General features: G+C 63.2%; 18 protein-coding genes. 10 read left to right on the top strand and 8 right to left on the bottom strand.

Features of this window, described 5'->3' with window-relative positions; all coding sequences use genetic code 11:
* Positions 1-83: 83 nt before the first annotated feature.
* From AC1Q6X_RS04395 to AC1Q6X_RS04375, 5 genes are all read left to right on the top strand, one after another.
* A complete protein-coding gene (locus AC1Q6X_RS04395; RefSeq protein WP_070221583.1) occupies positions 84-1,322 on the top strand; it encodes a DEAD/DEAH box helicase in 1,239 nt (412 codons plus the stop codon).
* A 51-nt stretch (positions 1,323-1,373) separates the two neighbouring features.
* The gene (locus tag AC1Q6X_RS04390; protein WP_492495350.1) at positions 1,374-1,991 is read left to right on the top strand and encodes an LON peptidase substrate-binding domain-containing protein; all 618 of its coding nucleotides are present in this window, start codon (positions 1,374-1,376) and stop codon (positions 1,989-1,991) included.
* 142 nt (positions 1,992-2,133) lie between these two features.
* The gene (locus AC1Q6X_RS04385; RefSeq protein ID WP_492420436.1) at positions 2,134-2,877 is read left to right on the top strand and encodes a DNA-binding protein; all 744 of its coding nucleotides are present in this window, start codon (positions 2,134-2,136) and stop codon (positions 2,875-2,877) included.
* Between the two features lie 163 nt (positions 2,878-3,040).
* A complete protein-coding gene (locus tag AC1Q6X_RS04380) occupies positions 3,041-3,988 on the top strand; it encodes a cupin-like domain-containing protein (RefSeq protein ID WP_492495348.1) in 948 nt (315 codons plus the stop codon).
* A gap of 100 nt (positions 3,989-4,088) precedes the next feature.
* On the top strand, positions 4,089-5,015 hold the full coding sequence (locus AC1Q6X_RS04375) for an ADP-ribosylglycohydrolase family protein (RefSeq protein ID WP_492404812.1): 927 nt from the start codon (positions 4,089-4,091) through the stop codon (positions 5,013-5,015).
* On the opposite strand, the gene AC1Q6X_RS04370 is transcribed toward AC1Q6X_RS04375, so the two are convergent.
* From AC1Q6X_RS04370 to trpS, 4 genes are all read right to left on the bottom strand, one after another.
* Entirely contained in the window at positions 5,012-5,743 is a 732-nt protein-coding gene (locus tag AC1Q6X_RS04370; protein WP_492495346.1) for a class I SAM-dependent methyltransferase, read from the bottom strand. The two genes, AC1Q6X_RS04375 and AC1Q6X_RS04370, sit on opposite strands and share 4 nt — an antisense overlap.
* Positions 5,740-6,981, bottom strand: coding sequence for a voltage-gated chloride channel family protein (locus AC1Q6X_RS04365; protein ID WP_121669207.1), 1,242 nt, complete (start codon positions 6,979-6,981; stop codon positions 5,740-5,742). The genes AC1Q6X_RS04370 and AC1Q6X_RS04365 overlap by 4 nt, the downstream gene beginning before the upstream one ends.
* A gap of 35 nt (positions 6,982-7,016) precedes the next feature.
* Positions 7,017-8,606, bottom strand: a complete 1,590-nt coding sequence (locus AC1Q6X_RS04360) for a pyridoxal-dependent decarboxylase (RefSeq protein ID WP_492495344.1) — start codon at positions 8,604-8,606, stop codon at positions 7,017-7,019.
* Between the two features lie 132 nt (positions 8,607-8,738).
* Positions 8,739-9,815: a tryptophan--tRNA ligase gene (gene trpS, locus AC1Q6X_RS04355; RefSeq protein WP_492495342.1), complete on the bottom strand. Its 1,077-nt coding sequence runs from the start codon at positions 9,813-9,815 to the stop codon at positions 8,739-8,741.
* A gap of 317 nt (positions 9,816-10,132) precedes the next feature.
* Here trpS and AC1Q6X_RS04350 point away from each other — a divergent pair, with 317 nt between their 5' ends.
* Positions 10,133-12,094 carry a CocE/NonD family hydrolase gene (locus AC1Q6X_RS04350; protein WP_492495340.1) on the top strand — a complete coding sequence of 654 codons (1,962 nt, stop codon included), beginning with the start codon at positions 10,133-10,135 and terminating at the stop codon, positions 12,092-12,094.
* Here the strand turns inward: AC1Q6X_RS04350 and AC1Q6X_RS04345 are convergent.
* The 4 genes from AC1Q6X_RS04345 to AC1Q6X_RS04330 all read right to left on the bottom strand — a co-directional run bounded on the left by AC1Q6X_RS04345 (position 12,091) and on the right by AC1Q6X_RS04330 (position 15,931).
* Positions 12,091-12,948, bottom strand: coding sequence for an EamA family transporter (locus AC1Q6X_RS04345; protein WP_492495338.1), 858 nt, complete (start codon positions 12,946-12,948; stop codon positions 12,091-12,093). The genes AC1Q6X_RS04350 and AC1Q6X_RS04345 overlap by 4 nt on opposite strands.
* 7 nt (positions 12,949-12,955) lie before the next feature.
* A complete protein-coding gene (locus AC1Q6X_RS04340) occupies positions 12,956-13,777 on the bottom strand; it encodes a substrate-binding periplasmic protein (protein ID WP_070221542.1) in 822 nt (273 codons plus the stop codon).
* Positions 13,778-13,877: 100 nt separating this feature from the next.
* On the bottom strand, positions 13,878-15,161 hold the full coding sequence (locus AC1Q6X_RS04335) for a TCR/Tet family MFS transporter (protein WP_492495335.1): 1,284 nt from the start codon (positions 15,159-15,161) through the stop codon (positions 13,878-13,880).
* Between the two features lie 119 nt (positions 15,162-15,280).
* Positions 15,281-15,931 (bottom strand): HD domain-containing protein, encoded by a 651-nt coding sequence (locus AC1Q6X_RS04330; protein ID WP_492495333.1) that lies wholly within the window; start codon positions 15,929-15,931, stop codon positions 15,281-15,283.
* Positions 15,932-16,110: 179 nt separating this feature from the next.
* Here AC1Q6X_RS04330 and AC1Q6X_RS04325 point away from each other — a divergent pair, with 179 nt between their 5' ends.
* From AC1Q6X_RS04325 to AC1Q6X_RS04310, 4 genes are all read left to right on the top strand, one after another.
* Positions 16,111-16,647, top strand: coding sequence for an energy transducer TonB (locus tag AC1Q6X_RS04325; RefSeq protein ID WP_230505589.1), 537 nt, complete (start codon positions 16,111-16,113; stop codon positions 16,645-16,647).
* A 204-nt stretch (positions 16,648-16,851) separates the two neighbouring features.
* On the top strand, positions 16,852-17,343 hold the full coding sequence (locus tag AC1Q6X_RS04320; protein WP_034752308.1) for a chemotaxis protein CheW: 492 nt from the start codon (positions 16,852-16,854) through the stop codon (positions 17,341-17,343).
* Positions 17,344-17,624: 281 nt separating this feature from the next.
* Positions 17,625-19,259 (top strand): methyl-accepting chemotaxis protein, encoded by a 1,635-nt coding sequence (locus tag AC1Q6X_RS04315; protein WP_492495331.1) that lies wholly within the window; start codon positions 17,625-17,627, stop codon positions 19,257-19,259.
* 81 nt (positions 19,260-19,340) lie between these two features.
* The gene (locus AC1Q6X_RS04310; RefSeq protein ID WP_492495329.1) at positions 19,341-20,978 is read left to right on the top strand and encodes a methyl-accepting chemotaxis protein; all 1,638 of its coding nucleotides are present in this window, start codon (positions 19,341-19,343) and stop codon (positions 20,976-20,978) included.
* Positions 20,979-21,016: the final 38 nt, after the last annotated feature.

Below are 21,016 nucleotides of genomic sequence, written 5' to 3'. Positions count from 1 at the left end.
CCCCGCTGGCCTATAATCTCGGCAATTGCGCGCGCGGCCAGCCCGTGCGCGCCGCCTTTTCATTTGCCAAGATTGCTTTCCCCATGACGTTTTCCTCCCTCGGCCTGATCGATCCCCTGGCCCGCAAACTCGATGAGCTCGGCTATGCCAAGCCCACGCCCGTGCAGGCACAGGCAATCCCGGCCGTGCTGGCCGGGCGCGACCTGATGGCCGCCGCCCAGACGGGCACGGGCAAGACGGCGGGCTTTGCCGTGCCGCTGCTGCAGCGCCTGACCCTGGAAGGCGTGGTGGCGCCGCAATGCGTGCGCGTGCTGGTGCTGGTGCCCACGCGCGAGCTGGCCGAGCAAGTCTATGCCAGCTTCCGCAGCTATGGCGGCAACTTGCCGCTGCGCAGCTTTGTCGCCTATGGCGGCGTGCCCATCGAGCCGCAGATCAGCAAGCTGCGCAAGGGCCTCGACGTGCTGGTGGCCACGCCGGGCCGTTTGCTGGACTTGCAGACGCAGGGCGCCGTCAAGTTCGAGCAGGTGCAGACGCTGGTGCTGGACGAGGCGGACCGCATGCTGGACCTGGGCTTCGAGCGCGAACTCGATATTTTGCTGATGACGATGCCCAAGCAGCGCCAGACCCTGCTGTTCTCTGCCACGTTCTCGGACGCCATCCGCGCCATGGCGAAAACCATGCTGAAAGACCCCGTGTCGGTGGAAGTGAGCGCGCGCAACAGCACGGTGAAAGCCGTCAAGCAGTCGGTGATCGTGTGCGACAAGAAACGCAAGCCGGAACTGTTTTTGCACTTGCTGAAGAAAAAGCGCTGGGGCCAGGTCCTCGTCTTCGTCAAGACGCGCAAGGGCGTCGAGCTGCTGGTGAACACCTTGCTGGAGCAGGGCGTGCGCGCCGATTCCATCCACGGCGACAAGACCCAGCCGAACCGCTTGCGCGCGCTGGCCCGTTTCAAATCGGCCGAGGTGCAGGTGCTGGTGGCCACCGACGTGGCCGCCCGTGGCCTCGACATCGACCAGTTGCCCGTCGTCGTCAATTTCGACTTGCCGACGGTGGCGGAAGACTATATCCACCGCATCGGCCGCACGGGCCGCGCGGGCGCCTCGGGCGAAGCCATTTCCCTCGTCTGCGCCGACGAAGTCGAATTGCTGTCGGCCGTGGAAGCGCTGACGCGGCAAACCCTCAAACGCAACGAGGAACCCGGTTTCGAGGCGGAACACCGCGTGCCGGGCACGTCCGCCGGCGGCACGATTCAGAAAAAGATCGTGAAAGTGCTGGCGCCGAAGGCGGCGGAGCGGGCGAAAAAGCGCCGTTTTTATAAGTAAAGGACGCACAAGGCGCGCAACACGGATATCGCATTCGTGCCATCATGCGCCATGACCTCGATACCTTTGTTCCCGCTCAATACGGTGCTGTATCCCGATGGCTATCTGCCCCTGCAGATCTTCGAGGTGCGCTACCTGGACATGATACGTCAGTGCATCATGGGAGAGCAGCCGTTCGGCGTGGTGCAGCTGCTGGACGGCGCGGAAGTGCGCAAGCCGCGCCAGCTGGAAACCCTGGCGCCCGTGGGTACCCTGGCGCGCGTCATCGACTGGGCCGCGCCCTTGTCGGGCTTGCTGCAAATCAAATGCATGGGCATGCAGCGCTTTCATATCGTCGCCAGCGAACAGTTGAAAAACGGCTTGTGGATGGCGCAGGTCGAAACCTTGCCGCCCGATAAAACCATTCCCATCCCCCAGGAGCAGCAGAACGTGGCCGACGCACTCGGTGCCCTGATCCGCACCTTGCAGGAGCAAAAGATTCCGCCCGATCAAATGCCCCTGCAGCCGCCGTACCGCCTCGACGAGTGCGGCTGGGTGGCGAACCGCTGGTGCGAGCTGCTGTCCCTGAGCGCCATGCAAAAGCAATTGCTGCTGAGCCAGGACAATCCCGTGCTGCGCCTGGAACTGGTGCAGGATATGCTCACGGAAAACGGCTTGCTGGAAGAGTAAAACACGCCAGCCCGCATGTTTTCTCGCGCTTCCGTTGTGCAATTGCAATTTCTATTGAGAAATACTTTACGCTTTGCCGCCGCTGGCATAAGATAATGCCCCTGGGCAAGATTGTCCTGGGCAACATTCAAGAGCAGACGACATGGCAAAAGTAAGCGCGGAACAGATCAATGCGGCAATGGAAGCGATGGCGGGTGAAGGCCAGGCCATCACGGTGCGCGCCTTGCGCGAACGGCTGGGCAACGCTGCCTGCCTGGGTACCATCAGCAAGCTCTTGCAGCGTCGCAAGGCGGGCGCGCAGCGCCAGATCGCTGCCGCCGCCGAACTGTCGCCCGTGCTGCAGCAAGCCATCCTCGATTATGTAGGGCAGGAATTAAGCGCCAGCCACAGCGCGCATGAAGCCGAGATGAACGACAATCAACAGGAATTGATGGACCTGGCCAGCGAGAACGAGCGCCAGCAAGAGTTGCTCGACCTGCAGGCGGGCGAGCTGGAAACCTTGCGCGAGGAACTCGAGCGCGAGCGGCAGGTGGCGAATCAGGCTAGAACGGACCTGGCCAAGGCGCAGCTGCGCCTGGAAGGCTTGCCACGCCTGGAAGAGGCGGCCGAACAGGCGCGCATGGACCTGGCCAAGGCGCAATTCAAGCTCGAGGGAATACCGCGCCTGGAAGAGGCTGCCGAAGCGGCGCGCGCGGAACTGATCCAGGCCCAGCTTAAGCTGGAAAGCCTGACGCGCGTGGAAACGGAACTGGCGGCCGCCCGCCTGGAACTGGAAGCGGAACGCGAAGAGCTGGGCGAAACGCGCGCCGAGCTGGACGAGGAACGCACCTTGCGCATCAAGGCGCAGCAGTTTATCGTCGATCCGATCTTCAAAACACCTGTCTGAGTACACCTGACCAAACCTGCTGCGCGTCGGTATAGGTAGCTCGCGACGGTTTTGTCAGGTGTCGATACGTCGGGGGAATATGTCATGCGGGCCTTGCTGGCTTAAAATGGCGCACTGTCGCGCCATGCCATGCCATGTGACGCCTTGATCGCAAAGAAGGTTTATGTCTGTAGAAAAAGAAGTGCCGCTCCCGCTTGCGGCCGCCCCCATCGCGCCGCGCGCGCTGCCGCCCCGGCCGCCAGCCGAATTCAGCTCGCCCGAAGCGGCATTGGCACGCAAGCTGGCGCGCGAAGACAAGGATGCGCAGGTGCGCGGCGTCACGTCCATCGACGCCATGCGCGAGGCCATCAAGCGGGCGGCGCGTGACTTGCCGGCCATTACCGAAGTGCCGCGACTGGCCATGCTGGACGCCGCCGCCTTCCGCGCGCGCGCCGCGCTGGGCTTGCCCTTCCTGATGCGCGGGCTGGTGCGGCGCTGGCCTTTGTCGGCATTGGGGCCAGAGGTCTTGCGCGAACGGTTCAGCCACGTGCCCGTGCGCGCGCGGGTGGGCGACTATATCAATACGGCGTTCGCGGCCGACCGCGCCATGCAGGACATGTCGATGGGACAATATCTGGATATGGTGGAAGAAGGGGCGCACGCGTTGCCGCCGTACCTGGGCAACTTGGAATTGCGCGAGCTGAACCGCCTGTGCCACTGGCCCACGTATTTCGACAAGATGGGCCCGCCGCGCTTCTGGGTGGGGCCGGCCGGCACGGTGACGCCCCTGCATTGCGATTACGACGACAATATCTTCGCGCAAGTGTGGGGCCGCAAGCGCATCTTTTTGTCGCCGCCGCACCACGACGTTTTTCTGTACCCCAGCGAAGCGAACGCCATCCTGTTCGGTTCGCCCTTCGACCCGGAAGCGCCCGATTTCCAGCGCTTCCCCTTAGCAAGCCAGGCGACCATGATCGAATGCCTCGTCGAGCCGGGCGACATGCTGTACGTGCCCGCCGGCTGGTACCATCAGGTGCGCGCACTGACGTTTTCGCTGTCGTCGAACCGCTGGGCCAGGGCCATGCCGCTGGCCCTGCATGGAGATACGGCGCTGCGGCGTAAGGAGGCCTGACCTTATGGCGCGATGGCCAGTGCCGGCAGGCGCAGCGCGGCACCTCGTGCTGGTGGCGGAAACCGGTTGAGTGTAGCCCGCCAGGAATCCACGGAGAATCATGATGACGTCAACTTTGCACAAACCAACCTTACACAAGCGCTATCTGGGCGCCTTGCTGGGACTTGCCTGCGGCGATGCCGTCGGTACCACAGTGGAATTTTCTCCGCGCGGCAGCTTTGCGCCGGTGACGGGCATGACTGGCGGCGGTCCGTTCGGCTTGCAGCCGGGACAATGGACCGACGATACGTCGATGGCGCTGTGCCTGGCCGAAAGCCTGGTCCAGAAAGGGGCGTTCGATGCGGCGGACCAGATGGTGCGGTACTTGAACTGGTGGCAATGGGGCTACCTGAGTTCCACCGGCACCTGCTTCGATATCGGTGGCACGGTAAGGAGCGCGCTGGCCAGTTTCCAGGAGACGGGCAATCCCTGGAGCGGCTCCGCCGCGCCTGACACGGCGGGCAATGGGTCGCTCATGCGCCTGGTCCCCGTCGTGCTGTTTGCCTATCCCGATGCCGAAGCGGCCATGGCCTGCGCTGCCGACAGTTCCCGCACCACTCACGCGGCGCCGGAAGCCGTCGAAAGCTGCCAGCTGCTCGCCGCCTTGCTGTGCAGCGCGCTGGCGGGCACGGCGAAAGACGCGCTGCTGGACAGCATTGCGTTCCGGCCTGCGGAACCGAAGCTGGTGGAGCTGGCCAGCGGCAGTTTCCTCGCCAAAACGGAGCAGCAGATACGCGGCACCGGTTATTGCGTGGAATCGCTGGAAGCGGCGCTCTGGTGCTTCTTCCATACCGACTCACTGGAAGCGGCGGTATTGCGCGCTGTCAATCTGGGCGAAGATGCCGATACGACCGGCGCCATCGTCGGCCAGCTTGCCGGCGCCTATTATGGCGCCCAGGCGATTCCCCCGCTATGGCTGGATGCGCTGGCCATGCGCGACGATATCGAGGAACTGGCGGGCAAATTGTTCGAGCGGGCCAGGGACTAGCGCAGGCTGCAGCCCACCAGCAGCAGCATCGGCCGCTCGCGCTCTTCCGCCAGGGCCGGCTGCTGCGCCACCTGCGCATCTGTCGGCCCCCATTCTTCCACGTGTTCCAGCTGGAAATCCGCTTGCAGCAGCGCATTGATGGTCGTGCCCAGAGTGCGGTGCTGCTTGATCACGCCGGGCGCCAGCCAGTCCGACACGCGCGGACCTTGCCGCTGGTAGCTGTCGACGGGCCAGCGCTTGCGGCCCTGTCCATCCGTCAGCCAGCCCGGCTGGCGCGGCGCCATGAAAATCGGGTGCTCGATGGAAAATACCAGCTTGCCGCCCGGCTTCAAGCCGTGGCGGATGGCGGCCAGCAAGGTGGCGAAATCCGCGATGTAGTGGAAGGCCAGCGAGCTATAGACGAGGTCGTAGCCGGCTGGCGGCAAGGCCAGTTGTTCCAGATCAAGCCGGGCATAGCTGAGGGCCGCGGGCGTCCCCATGCCGCTAGCCTGCGCCAGCATCTTTTCCGACACGTCCACGCCCAATACCCGCGCCGCTCCCTGTTCTGCCGCCCAGCGGCAGAACCAGCCATAGCCGCAACCCAGGTCGAGTACTTGCATGCCTTGTACGTCTGGCAGCATGGCGCGCAGGGCCGGCCATTCGGGCGCGCTGTCGAGGCCGCCGATGGAGCGGGGCAGCTGGCTGTAGGCCGTGAAAAAGGCGTCGTTGTCGTAGATATTTTGGGTCATGGTTCAAGATCCTGGTGGGCGCTGCGCTTGGCATGTCCGCCCCGCTGCGCCCGGTAAATGCCAGCGTGGCCGGAAAACAGGTAGGCCACGACGCAGGCGATGGCTGCGTACACGCCGATCTCGGCGCCGAACAGCTCCATCGCCATCAGGGTCGAGGCGATCGGCGTGTTGGCGGCGCCCGCGAACACGGCGACGAAGCCGATGGCGGCCAGCAAGGCGACGGGCTGGTGCAGCAGCGGCCCCAGCGCATTGCCCAGGGTCGCGCCGATGAAGAACAATGGCGTCACTTCACCGCCCTTGAAACCGGTGCCCAGCGAGACGATGGTGAACGCCATCTTGCCGAGGAAATCCCAGGCGGGCAGCGGTTCCTTCAGGGCGTCGACGATGGTGGGGATGCCCAGGCCGATATATTTGTCGGTGCCCAGCAGCCACACGGCGACGGCGACGGCGAGGCCGCCTATCAGCGGGCGCAGCGGGGCGTAGGCAATTTTGCGCTTCATCAAGCCGCTCAAGCCGTGCGTGGCTTGCGCAAACAGTTTACCGGTCACGCCGAACAGCACGCCCGCGATGACCATGGCGGATAAAGTCCAGGCGGAGAGGGCGGGGATCAAGGGCACGGCGTAATGCGTATGCTGAACGCCCCACAGCAAGCCTACCTGGTCGGCGATGACGGCGGCGGCCAGGCAGGGCAGCATGGCTTCGTAGCGCAAGCGGCCGATGGCCAGCACTTCCAGACCGAAGATGGCGCCCGCCAGCGGCGTGCCGAAGACGGAGGCAAAGCCGGCGCTGATGCCGGCCATCAGGATGATGCGGCGGTCTTCATTGTTCAGGCGAAACATGCGCGTGAGCTGGTCGGCCAGCGCGCCGCCCATCTGCACGGCCGTGCCTTCGCGTCCGACGGAGGCGCCGAACAGATGCGAGATGACGGTGGCGCCCAGCACCAGCGGCGCCATGCGCAGCGGAATGATTTTTTTCGGATCGTGGATTTCATCGATGAGCAGATTCGCGCCGCCCTCGACACTGCTGCCGTAGCGCAGATACAGCCAGCCGACGGCAAAGCCCGCCACGGGCAGCAGCCAGATCAGCCAGGCGTGCGCCAGGCGCGTCGCAGTTGCCCATTCAAGGGCGAACAGGAAACCGGCCGAGGCGGTGCCAGCCAGCACGGCCACGACAAAGGCCAGCAGCAGCCATTTCAACAGATGCTGCAGCAGATCGGTGAGGGCGCTCAGGCGGTGCATCAGTCATCCAGTCATGGGCGATGGGTGGGTGTTTCTTACAGGCCCAGTTCCGCCACCAGCGCCTGGCCGATGGCCCGCTGTTCGGCCAAAATGGCGCGCAGGTGGTGGGGGCGTGTCTTGACATTCGTCATGACCACGCGCAGCACGTTGGTCGGGCCAGGGTAGCGCGTCGATTCGAGGACCGTGCGCGACACGAAGCTGTGGCCTTGCGCCTTTTGCCGGTTTTGCAGCTTGGCGTTCAAGGTGTTCAGTTGCTTGTTCAGTTCTGTAGCAGCCTCCACCTGTCCGCCGGCCAGCAAGCTGTCCATGCGCTGGCGCAAGGGCGCGGGCACGTAGCGGTAGGTGAGAATGAAGGTGTCGGAGCGCGTGACGAGTTCGAAATCCTGCTGGTCGGCCAACAAGTCCTGCAACTGGCCGGACAGGGTGGCCGCCTGCTGCAGCAAGGTCGTGTAGCCGGACACGCCCAGCACCTTGAACGAGGTCCACAGTTTCAAGGCGTCGAAGCGGCGCGAGCCTTCCAGCGAGGTCTGGCCCAGGTCGCCCGAGTTATCGCGCAAGATGTAGTTGGCGTTGTGCTTCAGCAGGTTCAGGCTGGCGCCATCCTTGAACAGCACCATGCTTTGCGCCATCGGCACCCACAGCAATTTATGCCCGTCGATGACGACGGAGTCGGCCAGGGCGATGCCGTCGTACAGGGGGCGGTACTGTTCCGCGATCAAGAGCGCGCCGCCCCAGGCCGCATCCACGTGGAACCAGATGCCTTCCCGCGCGGCAATGGCCGCCATGGCGGCCAGCGGGTCGATGGCGCCCGTTTCCGTCGTGCCGGCGATGCCGATCATGGCGACGACCTTGATCTTGCGCGATTTCAAATCGGCAATCGTCGCTTCCAGCGCGGTGACGTCGATGCGGTTGTCGCGGTCGACGGCCACCAGGTGCAGGGCGTTTTCGCCGAGGCCCAGGGTCGCCAGCGCCTTTTTCACGGAATAATGGCTGCGGGCCGAACCGATCACGGCCAGTCCCGCGTAGCCGGATTCTTGCATGGCGGCAAACAGACCGCGTTTGCGCGTGCCGGGCAATTGTTTTTCCAGTGCCACGGCCAGCGCCGTCAGGTTGCCCATGGTGCCGCCATTGACGACATTGCCCAGCGCGCCGCTGGTGGCGGCCATGGCCTGCGCGTAGACGGCGTCCGGCTGCCGGTACACCTGGCGGTGCAGCCAGCCCAGGATCTGCTTTTCGATCAGGGTCGATACGTACGCCGTCTCGATCTTGACCTGGTTCTGGTTCAGGGTGGCCGTAAACGCTTCGGCCAGCACGCTGATCCAGGGCAAGGCCTGCGTCATGTGGCCGATGTATTGCGGATGGTTCAGCTGGGCCGTATTGGCCAGCACGGTGGTGTCGAGCTCCTGCAGGAAATCCGTTATGGGCATGCCATGCGCGGGCAGGCAGGTATCGGACAGCTGCGTCAGCAGTTCCGCGTACGGCGTGTGCGGATACGGTTCGGCGCGTTCGGCCGCCAGCCAGCCGCCCAGCATGCGCAAGGCCTGCTGCAAGGGCGCGGGTGCCTGCTGTAGCGCATCGATGGAAAAATGCTGCTGCAGCAGCTGTTCGATAGGGGTCTCGGTCATGGCGCGTTGTCTTCTCTACGGATTGCTGGTGCCACGGTGACAAACGAATTGCGCCCAGGCGGAAGCGGGATTTTACCCGACTCCGCCTGAGCGCATCAGTTTGCTATATCAGTTTGCTATTGCTGCTGGCGATCAGAAGTAGTTGAGGCCCAGCGCCGACTTGACTTCGTCGGCCGTGCGGGCCGCCACTTCGCGCGCCTTGAAGGTGCCTTCCTTGAGCATCTGGATGACTTGTCCCTTGTCCTTGGCGAACTCTTCGCGGCGGGCGCGGATCGGTGCCAGCATTTCCTGCAAGACCACATCCAGGCGCTTCTTGACGATGCTGTCGCCCAGGCCGCCGCGCACGTAATGGGCTTTCATTTCGGCCAGCGCCGCTTTTTCCGGATCGAAGGCGTCCAGATAGGTAAACGCGATGTTGCCTTCCAGGTGGCCCGGGTCTTCCACGCGCAGGTGCAGCGGGTCCGTATAGACTTTTTTCACGGCAGCCGTGATTTCGGCCGGGGTCGCGCCCAGGTTGATGGTGTTGCCCAGCGACTTGCTCATCTTCGCCTTGCCGTCGATGCCGGGCAGGCGGCCGATGTCCGGCACCAGCGCCTTGCATTCCATCAGCACTTCGCGGTTGTACATGCGGTTGAAACGGCGCACGATTTCATTCGTTTGCTCGATCATCGGAATCTGGTCTTCGCCCACGGGCACCACGCCGGCCTTGAAGGCCGTGATGTCGGCCGCCTGGCTGGCCGGGTAGGTCAAGAAACCGGCTGGAATGTCGCGCTCGAAGCCGCGCAGGCGGATTTCTTCCTTGACGGTGGGATTGCGCTCGAGGCGCGCCACGGTGACGATGTTCAGGTAGTAAAAGGTCAGCTCGGCCAGTTCCGGGATCTGCGACTGGATGAAGACCGTGGTCTTGCTCGGGTCGATGCCGACGGCGAGGTAGTCGAGCGCCACTTCGACGACATTGCGGTGCACCTTGTCGATGTCTTCCATATTGTCCGTCAGCGCTTGCGCGTCGGCCAGCATGATGAATTGCTTGTAGCTGTTCTGGTAGCGGACGCGGTCGCGCAGGCTGCCCACGTAGTGACCCAGGTGCAGGGGGCCGGTCGGGCGGTCGCCCGTCAGGATCACGGATTGCGACGCGATGGCGGCGGCGGACAGCGGTGCTGCCGGGGCGTTGTCGGTGTCGGGGGTATCGGGGGTGTTAGGCAAGCTCATCAAGTTTCCTTTTGAGCCGCCTGCATCGGGGATGATCCAGGCTGAGCCTGTTACGCCACCGATCGAGGCGGCGTGGATCAAATTCACATCACTATGGAGTGGCCGCGCGAAAGTGAGCGGGACCACCAATTCAAGCAAGCGCGTTGTGACGGGATAAATTTCATGGCGTTATGGTTGCAGTTCGTGCGCGTTCTGTCAAGTTGCGGCCCCGATTTATCTGCTGCGCCGCGTCAGAGGCTTGCCTTATGCAAAACTTGCTTTCCGAGTACTATTGCCGTTCGGCCACTTTTGCGTGGCATGAATCATTGGAGAACAGTATGCGCGTGTCGTCCCCCGTCCGGCTCACCGGACTGGCCCTGCTTGTCAGTACCTTGTTCAGCGCTCCCTTGCTGGCGCAAACCCGGCAAACCCCGCAAACGCCGCCGATGACGCCCGATATCGGCGCCAAGCTGGTGCTGCCCGATATGAATGATTACGTCAAGCGCGTGGTGATGATCCCCATGCGCGACGGCGTCAAGCTGTACACGGTGATCGTCGTGCCGAAAGACGCCAAGCGGGCGCCGATCATGCTCACGCGCACGCCGTACAACGCGGCGCGCCGCGCCCAGCGCGCCACCAGCGCCAGCATGCTGGCCACCTTGCCGCAGGGCGACGACACCCTGGTGGAAAATGGCTACATCCGCGTGTTCCAGGACGTGCGTGGCAAGCATGGCTCGGAAGGCGATTACGTGATGACGCGCCCCGTGCGCGGCCCGCTGAACAATACCAAGGTCGATAACGTGACCGATGCGTGGGACACCATCGAGTGGCTGTCGAAAAATATTCCGGAAAGCAATGGCAAGGTGGGCATGCTCGGTTCCTCGTATGAAGGACATACGGTGCTGATGGCCCTGGTCGATCCGCATCCGGCGCTGAAGGTGGCCATTCCCATGAGCGCCATGGTCGACGGCTGGCGCGGCGACGACTGGTTCCATAACGGCGCCTTCCGCATGCCGAGCTTGTCTTACCTGGCGTGGCAAACGAGCGTGCGCGGCAGCGGTGAGGCGCCCGTGCTGGGCGTCTACGACGACTACGACGCGTATCTGCGCATCGGCTCGGCCGGTGATTTCGCGAAGAAATTTGGCATCGACAAGCTGACCTATACGAAAAAGCTGTTCGAACACCCGGCCTACGACAGTTACTGGCAAGAACAGGCGCTTGATAAAATTCTCGCGAAGCGTCCGCTGATCGTGCCCACCATGCACGTGGTGGGGCAGTGGGACCAGGAAGACATCTATGGCCCCTACGCCACCTATACGGCGATGGAAGGGCGCGACAAGCACAACAACCTCAATTACCTGGCCATCGGCCCGTGGCGCCACAGCGGCGTCAACTATGAAGGGTCCAGCCTGGGCGCCCTGAAGTTCGACGGCGATACGGCGCGCCAGTTCCGCGAAAAAGTCATGCAGCCATTCCTCAATCAATACCTGAAGGATGGCGCGCCGGAAGCGAACACGGCGCCCGTCGTGTCCTATCAGAGCGGCACCAACCAATGGCAGCGCCTGCAGCAGTGGCCGCTGGCTTGCGAGACCTGCGACACCAAGCTGACGCCGATCTACCTGCAGGACGGTTCCAGGCTGGGCTTTGCGGCGCCATCGGGCGCTGCGGATGCGGCGCAAGGCGCCTTCGACGAATACGTGGCCGATCCCGCCAAACCCGTGCCTTTCGTGCCCCGTCCCGTGCGCCTCGCCGATGGCGACGTGTGGAAGCCATGGCTGGTCAGCGACCAGCGCGGCTATGCGGACCGCACGGACGTGCTCAGCTATGTTTCGGAACCGTTGAAAACGGCCGTGCGCATCGCCGGCGCACCGATGGTCAACCTGTTCGCGGCCACCAGCGGCACGGATGCCGACTGGGTGGTGAAACTGATCGACGTGTATCCGGACGAAGTACCGTCGCAGCCGGCCATGGGCGGCTACCAGCTGGGGGTGGCCATGGATATCTTCCGCGGCCGTTACCGCGACAGCTTCGAGCACCCGACGCCGATACCGGCGGGCAAAGTGGAGCGCTACCGCTTCGCCTTGCCGAACGCGAATCACGTCTTCCTGCCCGGCCACCGCATTGCCGTGCAAGTACAGTCGAGCTGGTTCCCGCTGTACGACCGCAACCCGCAAAACTACGTGCCGAATATCTTCCTGGCCCAGCCAGGCGATTACAAGAAGGCGACGCAGCGCGTGTACCACGCGGCAGGGGCGGCCAGCGCCATCGAGTTGCCTATCGCGCCGCTCGACGCCCGCTAGGCGATGCGCATCAAGACCGCTCCCGCCGCGATCAGGCCGATGGCCAGGTAGCGGCGGGGGCTGATTTTTTCGCGCAGGAACAGGGCCGCAATGGCGATGGCGAACAAAATCGACGTTTCGCGCAGGGCCGCGATGGCGGCCACGGGCGCCTGCGTCATGGCCCACAGGGCCAGGCCATACGAGGCCAGGGTGCCGAAACCGCCGAAGGCGGCCAAACGCCATTGCGTTTGCGCATAAGCAAGCAGGCCGGCGCGGCGGCGCAGCACCGTCCACAGCAGCAGTCCCGTGCCGTTCAAGACGAAAATCCACATGGTGTAGGCGGCCGGCGCGCCGGACAGGCGCACGCCGATGCCGTCGATCAGGGTATAGCTGGCGATGACGCAGGCGTTGCCCAGTGCAAAGGCGGTGGCGCGTCCCGTGTTTTTCCCGGCGATGGCCGTGACTGGCCGGCGCGCGGCAATATACAGGCCGAGGATGCCCGCGCAGATGCAGGCGATGGCGCCCATTTGCATGGAAGACAGGCGCTCGCCGATCAGCGGCCAGCTGGCCAGCGCCACGATCAGCGGGGCGCTGCCGCGCATCAGCGGGTAGGCGTGGCTCATGTCGCCCGCCTTGTAGGCCGCCGCCAGCAGAGAATAATAGGCGAGCTGCGCCACGGCCGAGGCGGCCAGGTAGGGCCAGCTGGCGGGGGCGGGGGCAACGACGAACGGCAGGATTGCCAGCGAGATCAGGGCCGCGCCAGAGGAGACGAGCACGGTCGTGAGGAAGGTATCCTTGCCTGACTTGACGATAGCATTCCAGCTGGCATGCAGCAGGGCGGCAAACAGGACGACGGCGACGACGAGACCGGACATGCAGGCCTTAGCGCGGGCGTATGCTCTGCGACAACAGTTCCTGGCGGTGATGGCGCTGGAAGCCTTCCATCAGGGTGCCCGAGCGGCTGGCTTTTTCCAGCAGTTCGCGCAAGGCCGCCTGGTCATCCGCCGTCAGCGACTTGCGCGACAGGTAGACGCCGCTCATGCCCCACGGCAATTCCGGCAAGGCTTCCAGGCGCAGGCGGTCGGCCAGGCCGTACACGCGCGCATCGTTTTGCGCCACGCCGGCCAGGATGGTGGGGCTCATGATCGTGGCGTCGATGAAGCCGCTTTGCATCAGGCGCGCCACGGACAGCGCATCGACCTCGTAGAACAGGCGGCCCTGGCTGCTCAGTTCCTTGGCCAGCGCCTGGTAAGAGGCGCCATAGTCGTAGCCGCGCACGAGGGCCACGCGCAAGTCGCGCCGCTCGATCAGTTCCTGCATGGTGTTGATGGGCGCGCGTGCGCCTTGCAGCGAGATCAGCAGGGGCCGGTTGCCCATCAGGGGGATGAACAGGCCGTGCTGGTCGCGCCGCGGCGTGCTGCTGGCGGGAATCAGCATATCGGCCTTGCCCGCCTCGAACATCGCCTCCAGGCGCGCCCGGGGCACGGCCGTGAAGATGAAATTGCAACCGAGCTTGGCACCCATGCTGCGCAGCAAGTCGGGGTAGATGCCGCCGATGGCGGCGCCATTGACCACCACGCTGGCGCCGATGGCCGAGACGGGCACCTGGATGTCGCGCGAGCATTGCGCGCCCGCCAGGGTCGGCAGCGCCAGCGCCAGCATGGCCACGGTCCGGCGCCATGCGCTGGAATAAAAGTCAGTCATACCCATCCTTGCTCACCATCGAATCGCGGGCGTCGGCAACGTCCGCTTGATTATCCCATTCTCGCCTATCTATTTCTCAAATGCAATATTATCCTGCCGACTACTTTGTGGTGGAAACCGCAAGTCTGGCCAGGCGCTGCGCCTGGAAGTAGCGCCAGGCCACCACGATGCCCAGGGTTTGCATGATGGCGCACAGATAGAAGGTGCTGCCGATGCGCCAGTCCTGTGCTGGCAAGTGGCTCACCTCGCCGAGGATCATGCTGCCGAGCAAAGGCATGATGATGATGCCCAGGCTGCTGATCGATTGCAGGGAGCCCATCAGTTCACCCTGTTCGCCGGCGTTCGATGATTTCGAGATGATGCCCTGCAGGGCCGGACCGGCGGCAAAGGCCAGCAGGTTGCACAGGATCAGCGCATACATCATCCAGCCTTGCGTCGCCAGCCCGTACAGCAGGTAGGTGAGGGCGCCGGAGGCCATGCCCAGCAGGGACAAACGCACTTCGCCGAAGCGCTTGATGAGGATGCCCAGCAAGCCCGCCTGCACGACGGCCGCGCACAGGCCCACGCAGAACATGGCGATGCCGTTCTGGCGCGGCGTCCAGTCGAAGCGGAAATGCGTGTACAGCACCCACGTGGTGTTGAGCATCATTTGCGCAAACGTCATCAGGCCGAAGGCCAGCACCAGACCGCGGATCTCCACGCGGCGCACCAGTTTCAGCAGGGCGGCAAACGGGTTGATGCGCGCCCAGGTAAAGGGCGTGCGGGGACCGGGCTGCAGCGATTCGGGCACGCAAAAATAGCCGTAGAGGAAATTGGCCGCCGACAGGCCGGCCGCCACGTAAAACGGCAGGCGCAGATTGACCTCGCCCAGCAGGCCGCCCAGCATGGGCCCGCAGATGAAGCCCAGGCCGAAGGCGGCGCCGATCTTGCCGAAACTCTTGGCACGGTTGTCGTGCGTGGAAATATCGGAGGCGTAGGCGGACGCGACCGACATGCTGGCCGACGAGACACCGCCGATGATGCGGCCGATGAACAGGCAGGCCAGGTTCGGCGCCCAGCCCGTGGCGAGAAAGTTGATGCCCATGCCGGCCATCGAGTACAGCAGCACGGGACGGCGTCCCACGCGGTCGCTGATGGCGCCCAGCATGGGCATGAAGATGAACTGCAGCAAGCCGAAGACGGCCGCCATGATGCCGTACCAGAATGCCTGCGCATCCTTGCCGTCGACAAAGTCGCCGATCAGGATGGGCAGCACGGGCACCACCAAGCCGATGCCCAGCATGTCGATGAAGACGCAGACGAGGATGAAATTGAGATTGCCGGCGCGCGCGGGCGCGGCGGGCGAGGACGGGGAATGGCTGTCGGGGCTGGTTTTATCGGACATGCATGCTTTCGGCGCGTTGGCATCGCGCCGGCGCGTTACAGGATGCTGCTGACGCGCGGCGCGATAGCTGAGGCTTGCATTATAGACAGCATGCGCGTTGCTGGCTATCGCCGCCAAGCTTATGCGCCCATTCCCCATTCGTCGGCAAAGGCGGCGCGGAAATCCGTCAGCACGGCCAGGCGCTGTTCGGCCAGCGCGCGGCCCGCCGCCGTCTGCATCTTGCCGGGCAGCTTGTCGAGCTTGGTGACGATATGGTCGAGCGCGTAGGCCTTGTCGTCGAGCGGGCGATGCGCTGCCAGCGGATCCGTGCCATGCGCCAGCGCGCTATCCATGCGCGCCGCCGTGTAGAACAGGCGCGCCAGTCCCACGGCGCCCAGCGCGTCGATACGGTCGGCATCCTGGACGATCTGCGCTTCGATCGTGTGCGGTGTCAAGTTGGCGGAAAAACTGTGCGTCTCGATGGCGTGGCCCACGCCGGCCAGTTTTTCTGGTGGAAAATCCAGTTCCGTCAGCTGGCGGCAAGCCAGCGCGGCCGCCTGGCGCGAGGCCAGATGGCGCTCGGGGTGGTTTTTCGGCAGGTTGATCAGGTCGTGCAGATAGCAGGCAGCCATCACGGTGAGGGCGTCGGCCTGCGCATATTCCTGCAGCAGAACGCTGGCATTGCGCCAGACGCGGTGCAGGTGGTTGATGTCGTGGGCGCTGTCATCGCCCAGACCGGCCGTGGCCAGCGCCAGCAGGCGTGGCTGCCATTGGGAAAGCAAAGAATGCATGGTTCACTATCATAAAAAGCGGGGGGCGCCAGTGTGGCATAAAACGTGCGCACGCAACTATCCATTGCTCTAGTGGTATTTGCTTTTTTATTTACTTCTGAGCAGAATGCGCGTCTTGGGGTTTTATTGCCCATCAGATATTTTTTTAAAACAATCATTCCACATTGAAAAGGATGCTCATGCACCGTTATTGGCTGATATTCGGTTTGTTACTTGCCTGCGGTCATGCGGCCACCTGGGCCCAGGAAGCTCCCCGCTATACCTTGACAGAGGATATGGCGCAAACAGGCACAGTCATTAAACACAAGGGTGTGAAGGCCGGTATTCCCTTGAATTACAGCTATGCGCAACTCAGTGAGGAGCAGAAGCTTGCCGTACGGGATCAGTACGAAGGCATGCCGGCCACAGACGAGCCTCCCTATCCGCTCAAGGGCTTAGCACCTTTCTTGCGTGAAGTGTACGCGGCGCAGCGCATCTTGCAGGTGCGGGGCCAACTGGTGCTGGCGGTGCAGGTAAATAGCAAGGGGGAAGGCAAGGAAGTGGCCATCTTCGAGTCTCCGGACGACAAGATGGCGAACTTCGCCGCGGCTGCCGCCATCAAGCAGCGCTACAAGCCGGGGCTGTGCGGCGGCGTGCCTTGCACCATGGATTTTGTGTATACCGTGACATTCAACCTGCCGTCGAACGAGGAGGGCGGGGAGAGGGCGGCACCATAGCGGCTGGCGCCCAGGCGTGATGCTTTTGCGACAAAGTCAGATAATCGCGGTCCAGCGGAAACAACGATGCTCTTTTTTAGTGCACTGAAAATTTACATGCGGTAACATTGCCGTATTGCAATTTCAGTGCATTATTTAATAAATTCCCTATGGGCGTCCAAGATTGGTGATAGGCGCGTCCTGCGACATTTCTAAAGGATCATCATGAACACCAATTCCAGCGACACTGGCGCCACCGTTGCCAAGGCTGCCGAGTACCTGGCCTTTACCCTGGGCCAGGAAGAGTATGGCATCGACATCCAGAAAGTCAGCGAAATCCGCAGCTATGAAACGCCGACCCGCATCGCCAACGCCCCCGAGTTCGTCAAGGGCGTGGTCAACCTGCGCGGCATCATTGTGCCGATCGTCGACATGCGCATCAAGTTCAACCTGGGCACGCCCAGCTATGACCAGTTTACCGTCGTCATCATCCTCAATATCGGCAACCGCGTCGTCGGCATGGTCGTCGACCGCGTTTCCGACGTCACCACCCTGATGCCGGAACAGATCAAGCCGGCGCCGGACATGGGCCGTTCGATCAACACGGAATACGTGATCGGCCTGGGTACCATCGACGAGCGCATGCTGATCCTGGTCGACATCGACCAGCTGATGTCCAGCGCCGACATGGGCCTGATCGAAAAACTCGCAGCCTAGGCCGCCAGGAAAAGTCCGGGACGGCGTTGCATTGCCCCTGAACATTTCCCGACATCCTAATCCGAGAGGGTTTCTTAAAAACAATTGACTCTCGACATTGCTTGGTTTTTCTGCAAGGCGCACGCTAGCGCATTTCCTGGCGCACGGTTCCGCCGAACCGTGCGCCAGTTTCACTTCAGTTTCACTTTTACACCCGCCTTGACACCGCCGCCAGCCAGCGCGCCAAAGGGAAGCCATCAGCCGTGCGGCATGCTGGCATCAGGGCTTTTTAGGATAGTCACATGAATGTATTACGCAACGTCAGCATCGGTGTCCGCCTCGGACTCGGTTTTGCCGTGATTTTGCTGTTTTCCATGCTCATTACGGGCATCAGCGTCTGGCGCCTGCACGACGTGGCCAGCGCCACGCGCGTCATGATGGAGCAGCCGCTGGCGAAGGAACGCTATATTTCCGACTGGTATGGCCGCATCGACAGCGCCGTGCGCCGCACCATCGCCATTGCCCGCAGCAGCGATACCTCGCTCAGCGGTTATTTCGCCGAAGAATCGAAAGTCTCGTCGGCCAGCTCGGCCGAGCTGCAAAAGAAAATCGAGGCCTTGATCGACAAGCCCGAGGAAAAAGCCATGTTCGCGGGCTTGCTGGAGCAGCGCAAGGTGTACATCGGTTCGCGCGACCAGGTCTACAAGCTCAAGGGTGAAGCGCAGGTCGATGCCGCCAATGAAGTGTTTGAAAAGACCTTCGTTCCTGCCGCCGCCAAGTACCAGAAGATGGTGCAGGACTTGCTGGAACACCAGCGCGCCAGCATCGACACGACGGCGCGCGAGATCGACGCCGTCGCCAATACCAGCCGCAACCTGATGCTGGTGCTGGCCGCGCTGGCGCTGGCTTTTGGCGTTGTCTGTGCCTGGGTCTTGACGACGGGCATCGTGCGCCCCCTGCGCACGGCCGTGGATATCGCCCGCAAGGTGGCCGATGGCGACTTGACGGCGCAGATCGACGCCAGCGCCAAGGATGAAACGGGGCAATTGCTGCAGGCCCTGAAGGACATGAATACGAGCCTGCTCAACATCGTTGGCGAAGTGCGCAGCGGCACGGACAGCATCGCCACGTCCTCGACGCAGATTGCCGCCGGCAACCAGGACCTGTCTTCCCGCACGGAAGAGCAGGCCGGTTCCCTGGAAGAGACGGCGTCGTCGATGGAAGAGCTCACTTCCACCGTGAAACAGAATGCGGACAATGCGCGCCAGGCGAACCAGTTGGCGGCCTCGGCCGCGCAAGTGGCCGTCAAGGGCGGCGAAGTCGTGGCGCAGGTGGTGGGCACGATGGAGTCGATCAACGCCTCGTCGAACAAGATCGTCGACATCATTTCCGTCATCGACGGCATCGCCTTCCAGACGAACATTCTGGCCCTGAATGCGGCCGTGGAAGCGGCGCGTGCCGGCGAGCAGGGCCGCGGCTTTGCCGTGGTGGCGTCGGAAGTGCGCAACCTGGCGCAGCGCTCGGCCTCTGCCGCGAAAGAGATCAAGACCCTGATCGGCGCGTCCGTCGAGCAAGTCAACGCGGGCAGCATGCTGGTGGCGCAGGCAGGCTCGACCATGAACGACATCGTCGACAGCGTGCAGCGCGTGAGCGACATCATCACGGAAATCACGGCGGCCAGCAGCGAGCAAAGCGTGGGCATCGACGAGATCAACCGGGCCATCGGCCAGATGGATGCCGTCACGCAACAGAATGCGGCGCTGGTGGAAGAATCGGCGGCCGCCGCCGAATCGATGCAGCACCAGGCGCATAACCTGGCGCAGGTCGTCAGCGTGTTTAAGCTTAACGGGCAGCAGGCCAGCGGTGCGAACGGTGTCACACATGCGCTGAAACGCCCGGCAGCGCCGCAAACCACCTTGCGCATCGGCACGCGCTGATGCCGCCGCGGCCGCCCCGTGCGGCCGCTTTCTGCTGTCCCCCTTTTATATAGTCTGGTTCCGCTTTTTTAGGATATTCACATGAATTTGTTAAGAAACGTCAGTATTGGTGTGCGCCTCGGCCTGGGTTTTGCCGTGATTTTGCTGTTTTCCATGCTGATCACGGGCATCAGCGTGTGGCGTTTGCACGACGTGGCCACGGCCACGCGCACCATGATGGAACTGCCGCTGGCGAAGGAACGCTATATTTCCGACTGGTATTCCAAGATCGATAGCGGCGTGCGCCGCACCACGGCCATCGCGCGCAGCAGCGACACGACCTTGGGCGCGTATTTTGCGGAAGAGGCGAAACAGTCGTCCGTCGTCTCGGGCGAACTGCAAAAGAAAATCGAAGCCTTGATTTCCAGCCCGGAAGAAAAGGAACTGTTCCGCCTGGTGAGCGAACAGCGCAAGGTTTACCTCGATTCACGCGCGCAAGTATCGAAGCTGAAGGCGGATGGACAGGAAGCGGAAGCGGAGAAGGCTTTCCAGGGTATCTTCGTGCCCGGTTCGACGAAATACCTGAAAGTGGTCAACGACATGCTGCAGCACCAGCGCGCCAGCATCGACACGACGGCGCGCGAGATCGACGATGTCGCCAAGACGAGCCGCAACTTGCTGCTGACCCTGGCCGTGCTGGCGCTGGGCTTTGGCGTCGTGTGCGCCTGGTTGCTGACGATGGGCATCGTGCGTCCTCTGCGCACGGCCGTGGATATCGCCCGCAAGGTGGCCGATGGCGACTTGACGGCGCAGATCGATGCCAGCGCCAAGGATGAAACGGGGCAATTGCTGCTGGCGTTGAAGGACATGAACACGAGCCTGCTCAACATCGTCAGCGAAGTGCGTACGGGCACGGACAGCATCGCGACCTCGTCGACGGAAATTGCCGCCGGCAACCAGGACCTGTCTTCCCGCACGGAAGAGCAAGCCGGTTCCCTGGAAGAGACGGCGTCGTCGATGGAAGAATTGACCAGCACCGTGAAGCAGAATGCGGACAATGCGCGCCAGGCGAACCAGTTGGCGGCCTCGGCGGCGCAAGTGGCCGTCAAGGGCGGCGAAGTCGTGGCGCAGGTGGTGGGCACGATGGAGTCGATCAACGCCTCGTCGAACAAGATCGTCGACATCATTTCCGTCATCGACGGCATCGCCTTCCAGACGAACATTCTGGCCCTGAATGCGGCCGTGGAAGCGGCCCGGGCCGGCGAGCAGGGCCGCGGCTTTGCCGTCGTGGCGTCCGAAGTGCGCAATCTGGCCCAGCGCTCGGCCAGTGCCGCGAAAGAGATCAAGACCCTGATCGGCGCGTCCGTGGAGCAAGTCAACGCGGGCAGCATGCTGGTGGCGCAGGCCGGTTCGACCATGAACGATATCGTCGACAGCGTGCAGCGCGTGAGCGACATCATCACGGAAATCACGGCGGCCAGCAGCGAGCAAAGCGTGGGCATCGACGAGATCAACCGGGCCATCGGCCAGATGGATGCCGTCACGCAACAGAATGCGGCGCTGGTGGAAGAATCGGCGGCCGCCGCCGAATCGATGCAGCACCAGGCGCACAACCTGGCGCAGGTCGTCAGCGTGTTCAAATTGAATGGGCAGCAGGCCAGTGTCAGCGGCTTGAAGGGGGCCAAGCGTCCGGCAGCCAAGGTGCCAGCAGAAGCATTGCAGCTCGGCCGCGCCGCCTAAGTTGCTTACCCAGTAACGGCCGGGGTCGTACCCTAAGG

This window comes from Janthinobacterium sp. GW823-FHT06H09 (genome assembly GCF_058794735.1).
Note: the sequence above shows the minus strand (reverse complement) of the source record. Positions and strands in the feature narration are given on the sequence as shown.

Coding starts and splice junctions, on each gene's coding strand:
- AC1Q6X_RS04335 (WP_492495335.1), bottom strand. CDS start 15,161: ATGTCCGATAAAACCAGCCCCGACAGCCATTCCCCGTCCTCGCCCGCC.
- trpS (WP_492495342.1), bottom strand. CDS start 9,815: ATGAGCTTGCCTAACACCCCCGATACCCCCGACACCGACAACGCCCCG.
- AC1Q6X_RS04395 (WP_070221583.1), top strand. CDS start 84: ATGACGTTTTCCTCCCTCGGCCTGATCGATCCCCTGGCCCGCAAACTC.
- AC1Q6X_RS04365 (WP_121669207.1), bottom strand. CDS start 6,981: ATGCACCGCCTGAGCGCCCTCACCGATCTGCTGCAGCATCTGTTGAAA.
- AC1Q6X_RS04315 (WP_492495331.1), top strand. CDS start 17,625: ATGAATGTATTACGCAACGTCAGCATCGGTGTCCGCCTCGGACTCGGT.
- AC1Q6X_RS04360 (WP_492495344.1), bottom strand. CDS start 8,606: ATGACCGAGACCCCTATCGAACAGCTGCTGCAGCAGCATTTTTCCATC.
- AC1Q6X_RS04325 (WP_230505589.1), top strand. CDS start 16,111: ATGCACCGTTATTGGCTGATATTCGGTTTGTTACTTGCCTGCGGTCAT.
- AC1Q6X_RS04310 (WP_492495329.1), top strand. CDS start 19,341: ATGAATTTGTTAAGAAACGTCAGTATTGGTGTGCGCCTCGGCCTGGGT.
- AC1Q6X_RS04390 (WP_492495350.1), top strand. CDS start 1,374: ATGACCTCGATACCTTTGTTCCCGCTCAATACGGTGCTGTATCCCGAT.
- AC1Q6X_RS04345 (WP_492495338.1), bottom strand. CDS start 12,948: ATGTCCGGTCTCGTCGTCGCCGTCGTCCTGTTTGCCGCCCTGCTGCAT.
- AC1Q6X_RS04375 (WP_492404812.1), top strand. CDS start 4,089: ATGATGACGTCAACTTTGCACAAACCAACCTTACACAAGCGCTATCTG.
- AC1Q6X_RS04320 (WP_034752308.1), top strand. CDS start 16,852: ATGAACACCAATTCCAGCGACACTGGCGCCACCGTTGCCAAGGCTGCC.
- AC1Q6X_RS04350 (WP_492495340.1), top strand. CDS start 10,133: ATGCGCGTGTCGTCCCCCGTCCGGCTCACCGGACTGGCCCTGCTTGTC.
- AC1Q6X_RS04380 (WP_492495348.1), top strand. CDS start 3,041: ATGTCTGTAGAAAAAGAAGTGCCGCTCCCGCTTGCGGCCGCCCCCATC.
- AC1Q6X_RS04340 (WP_070221542.1), bottom strand. CDS start 13,777: ATGACTGACTTTTATTCCAGCGCATGGCGCCGGACCGTGGCCATGCTG.
- AC1Q6X_RS04385 (WP_492420436.1), top strand. CDS start 2,134: ATGGCAAAAGTAAGCGCGGAACAGATCAATGCGGCAATGGAAGCGATG.
- AC1Q6X_RS04370 (WP_492495346.1), bottom strand. CDS start 5,743: ATGACCCAAAATATCTACGACAACGACGCCTTTTTCACGGCCTACAGC.
- AC1Q6X_RS04330 (WP_492495333.1), bottom strand. CDS start 15,931: ATGCATTCTTTGCTTTCCCAATGGCAGCCACGCCTGCTGGCGCTGGCC.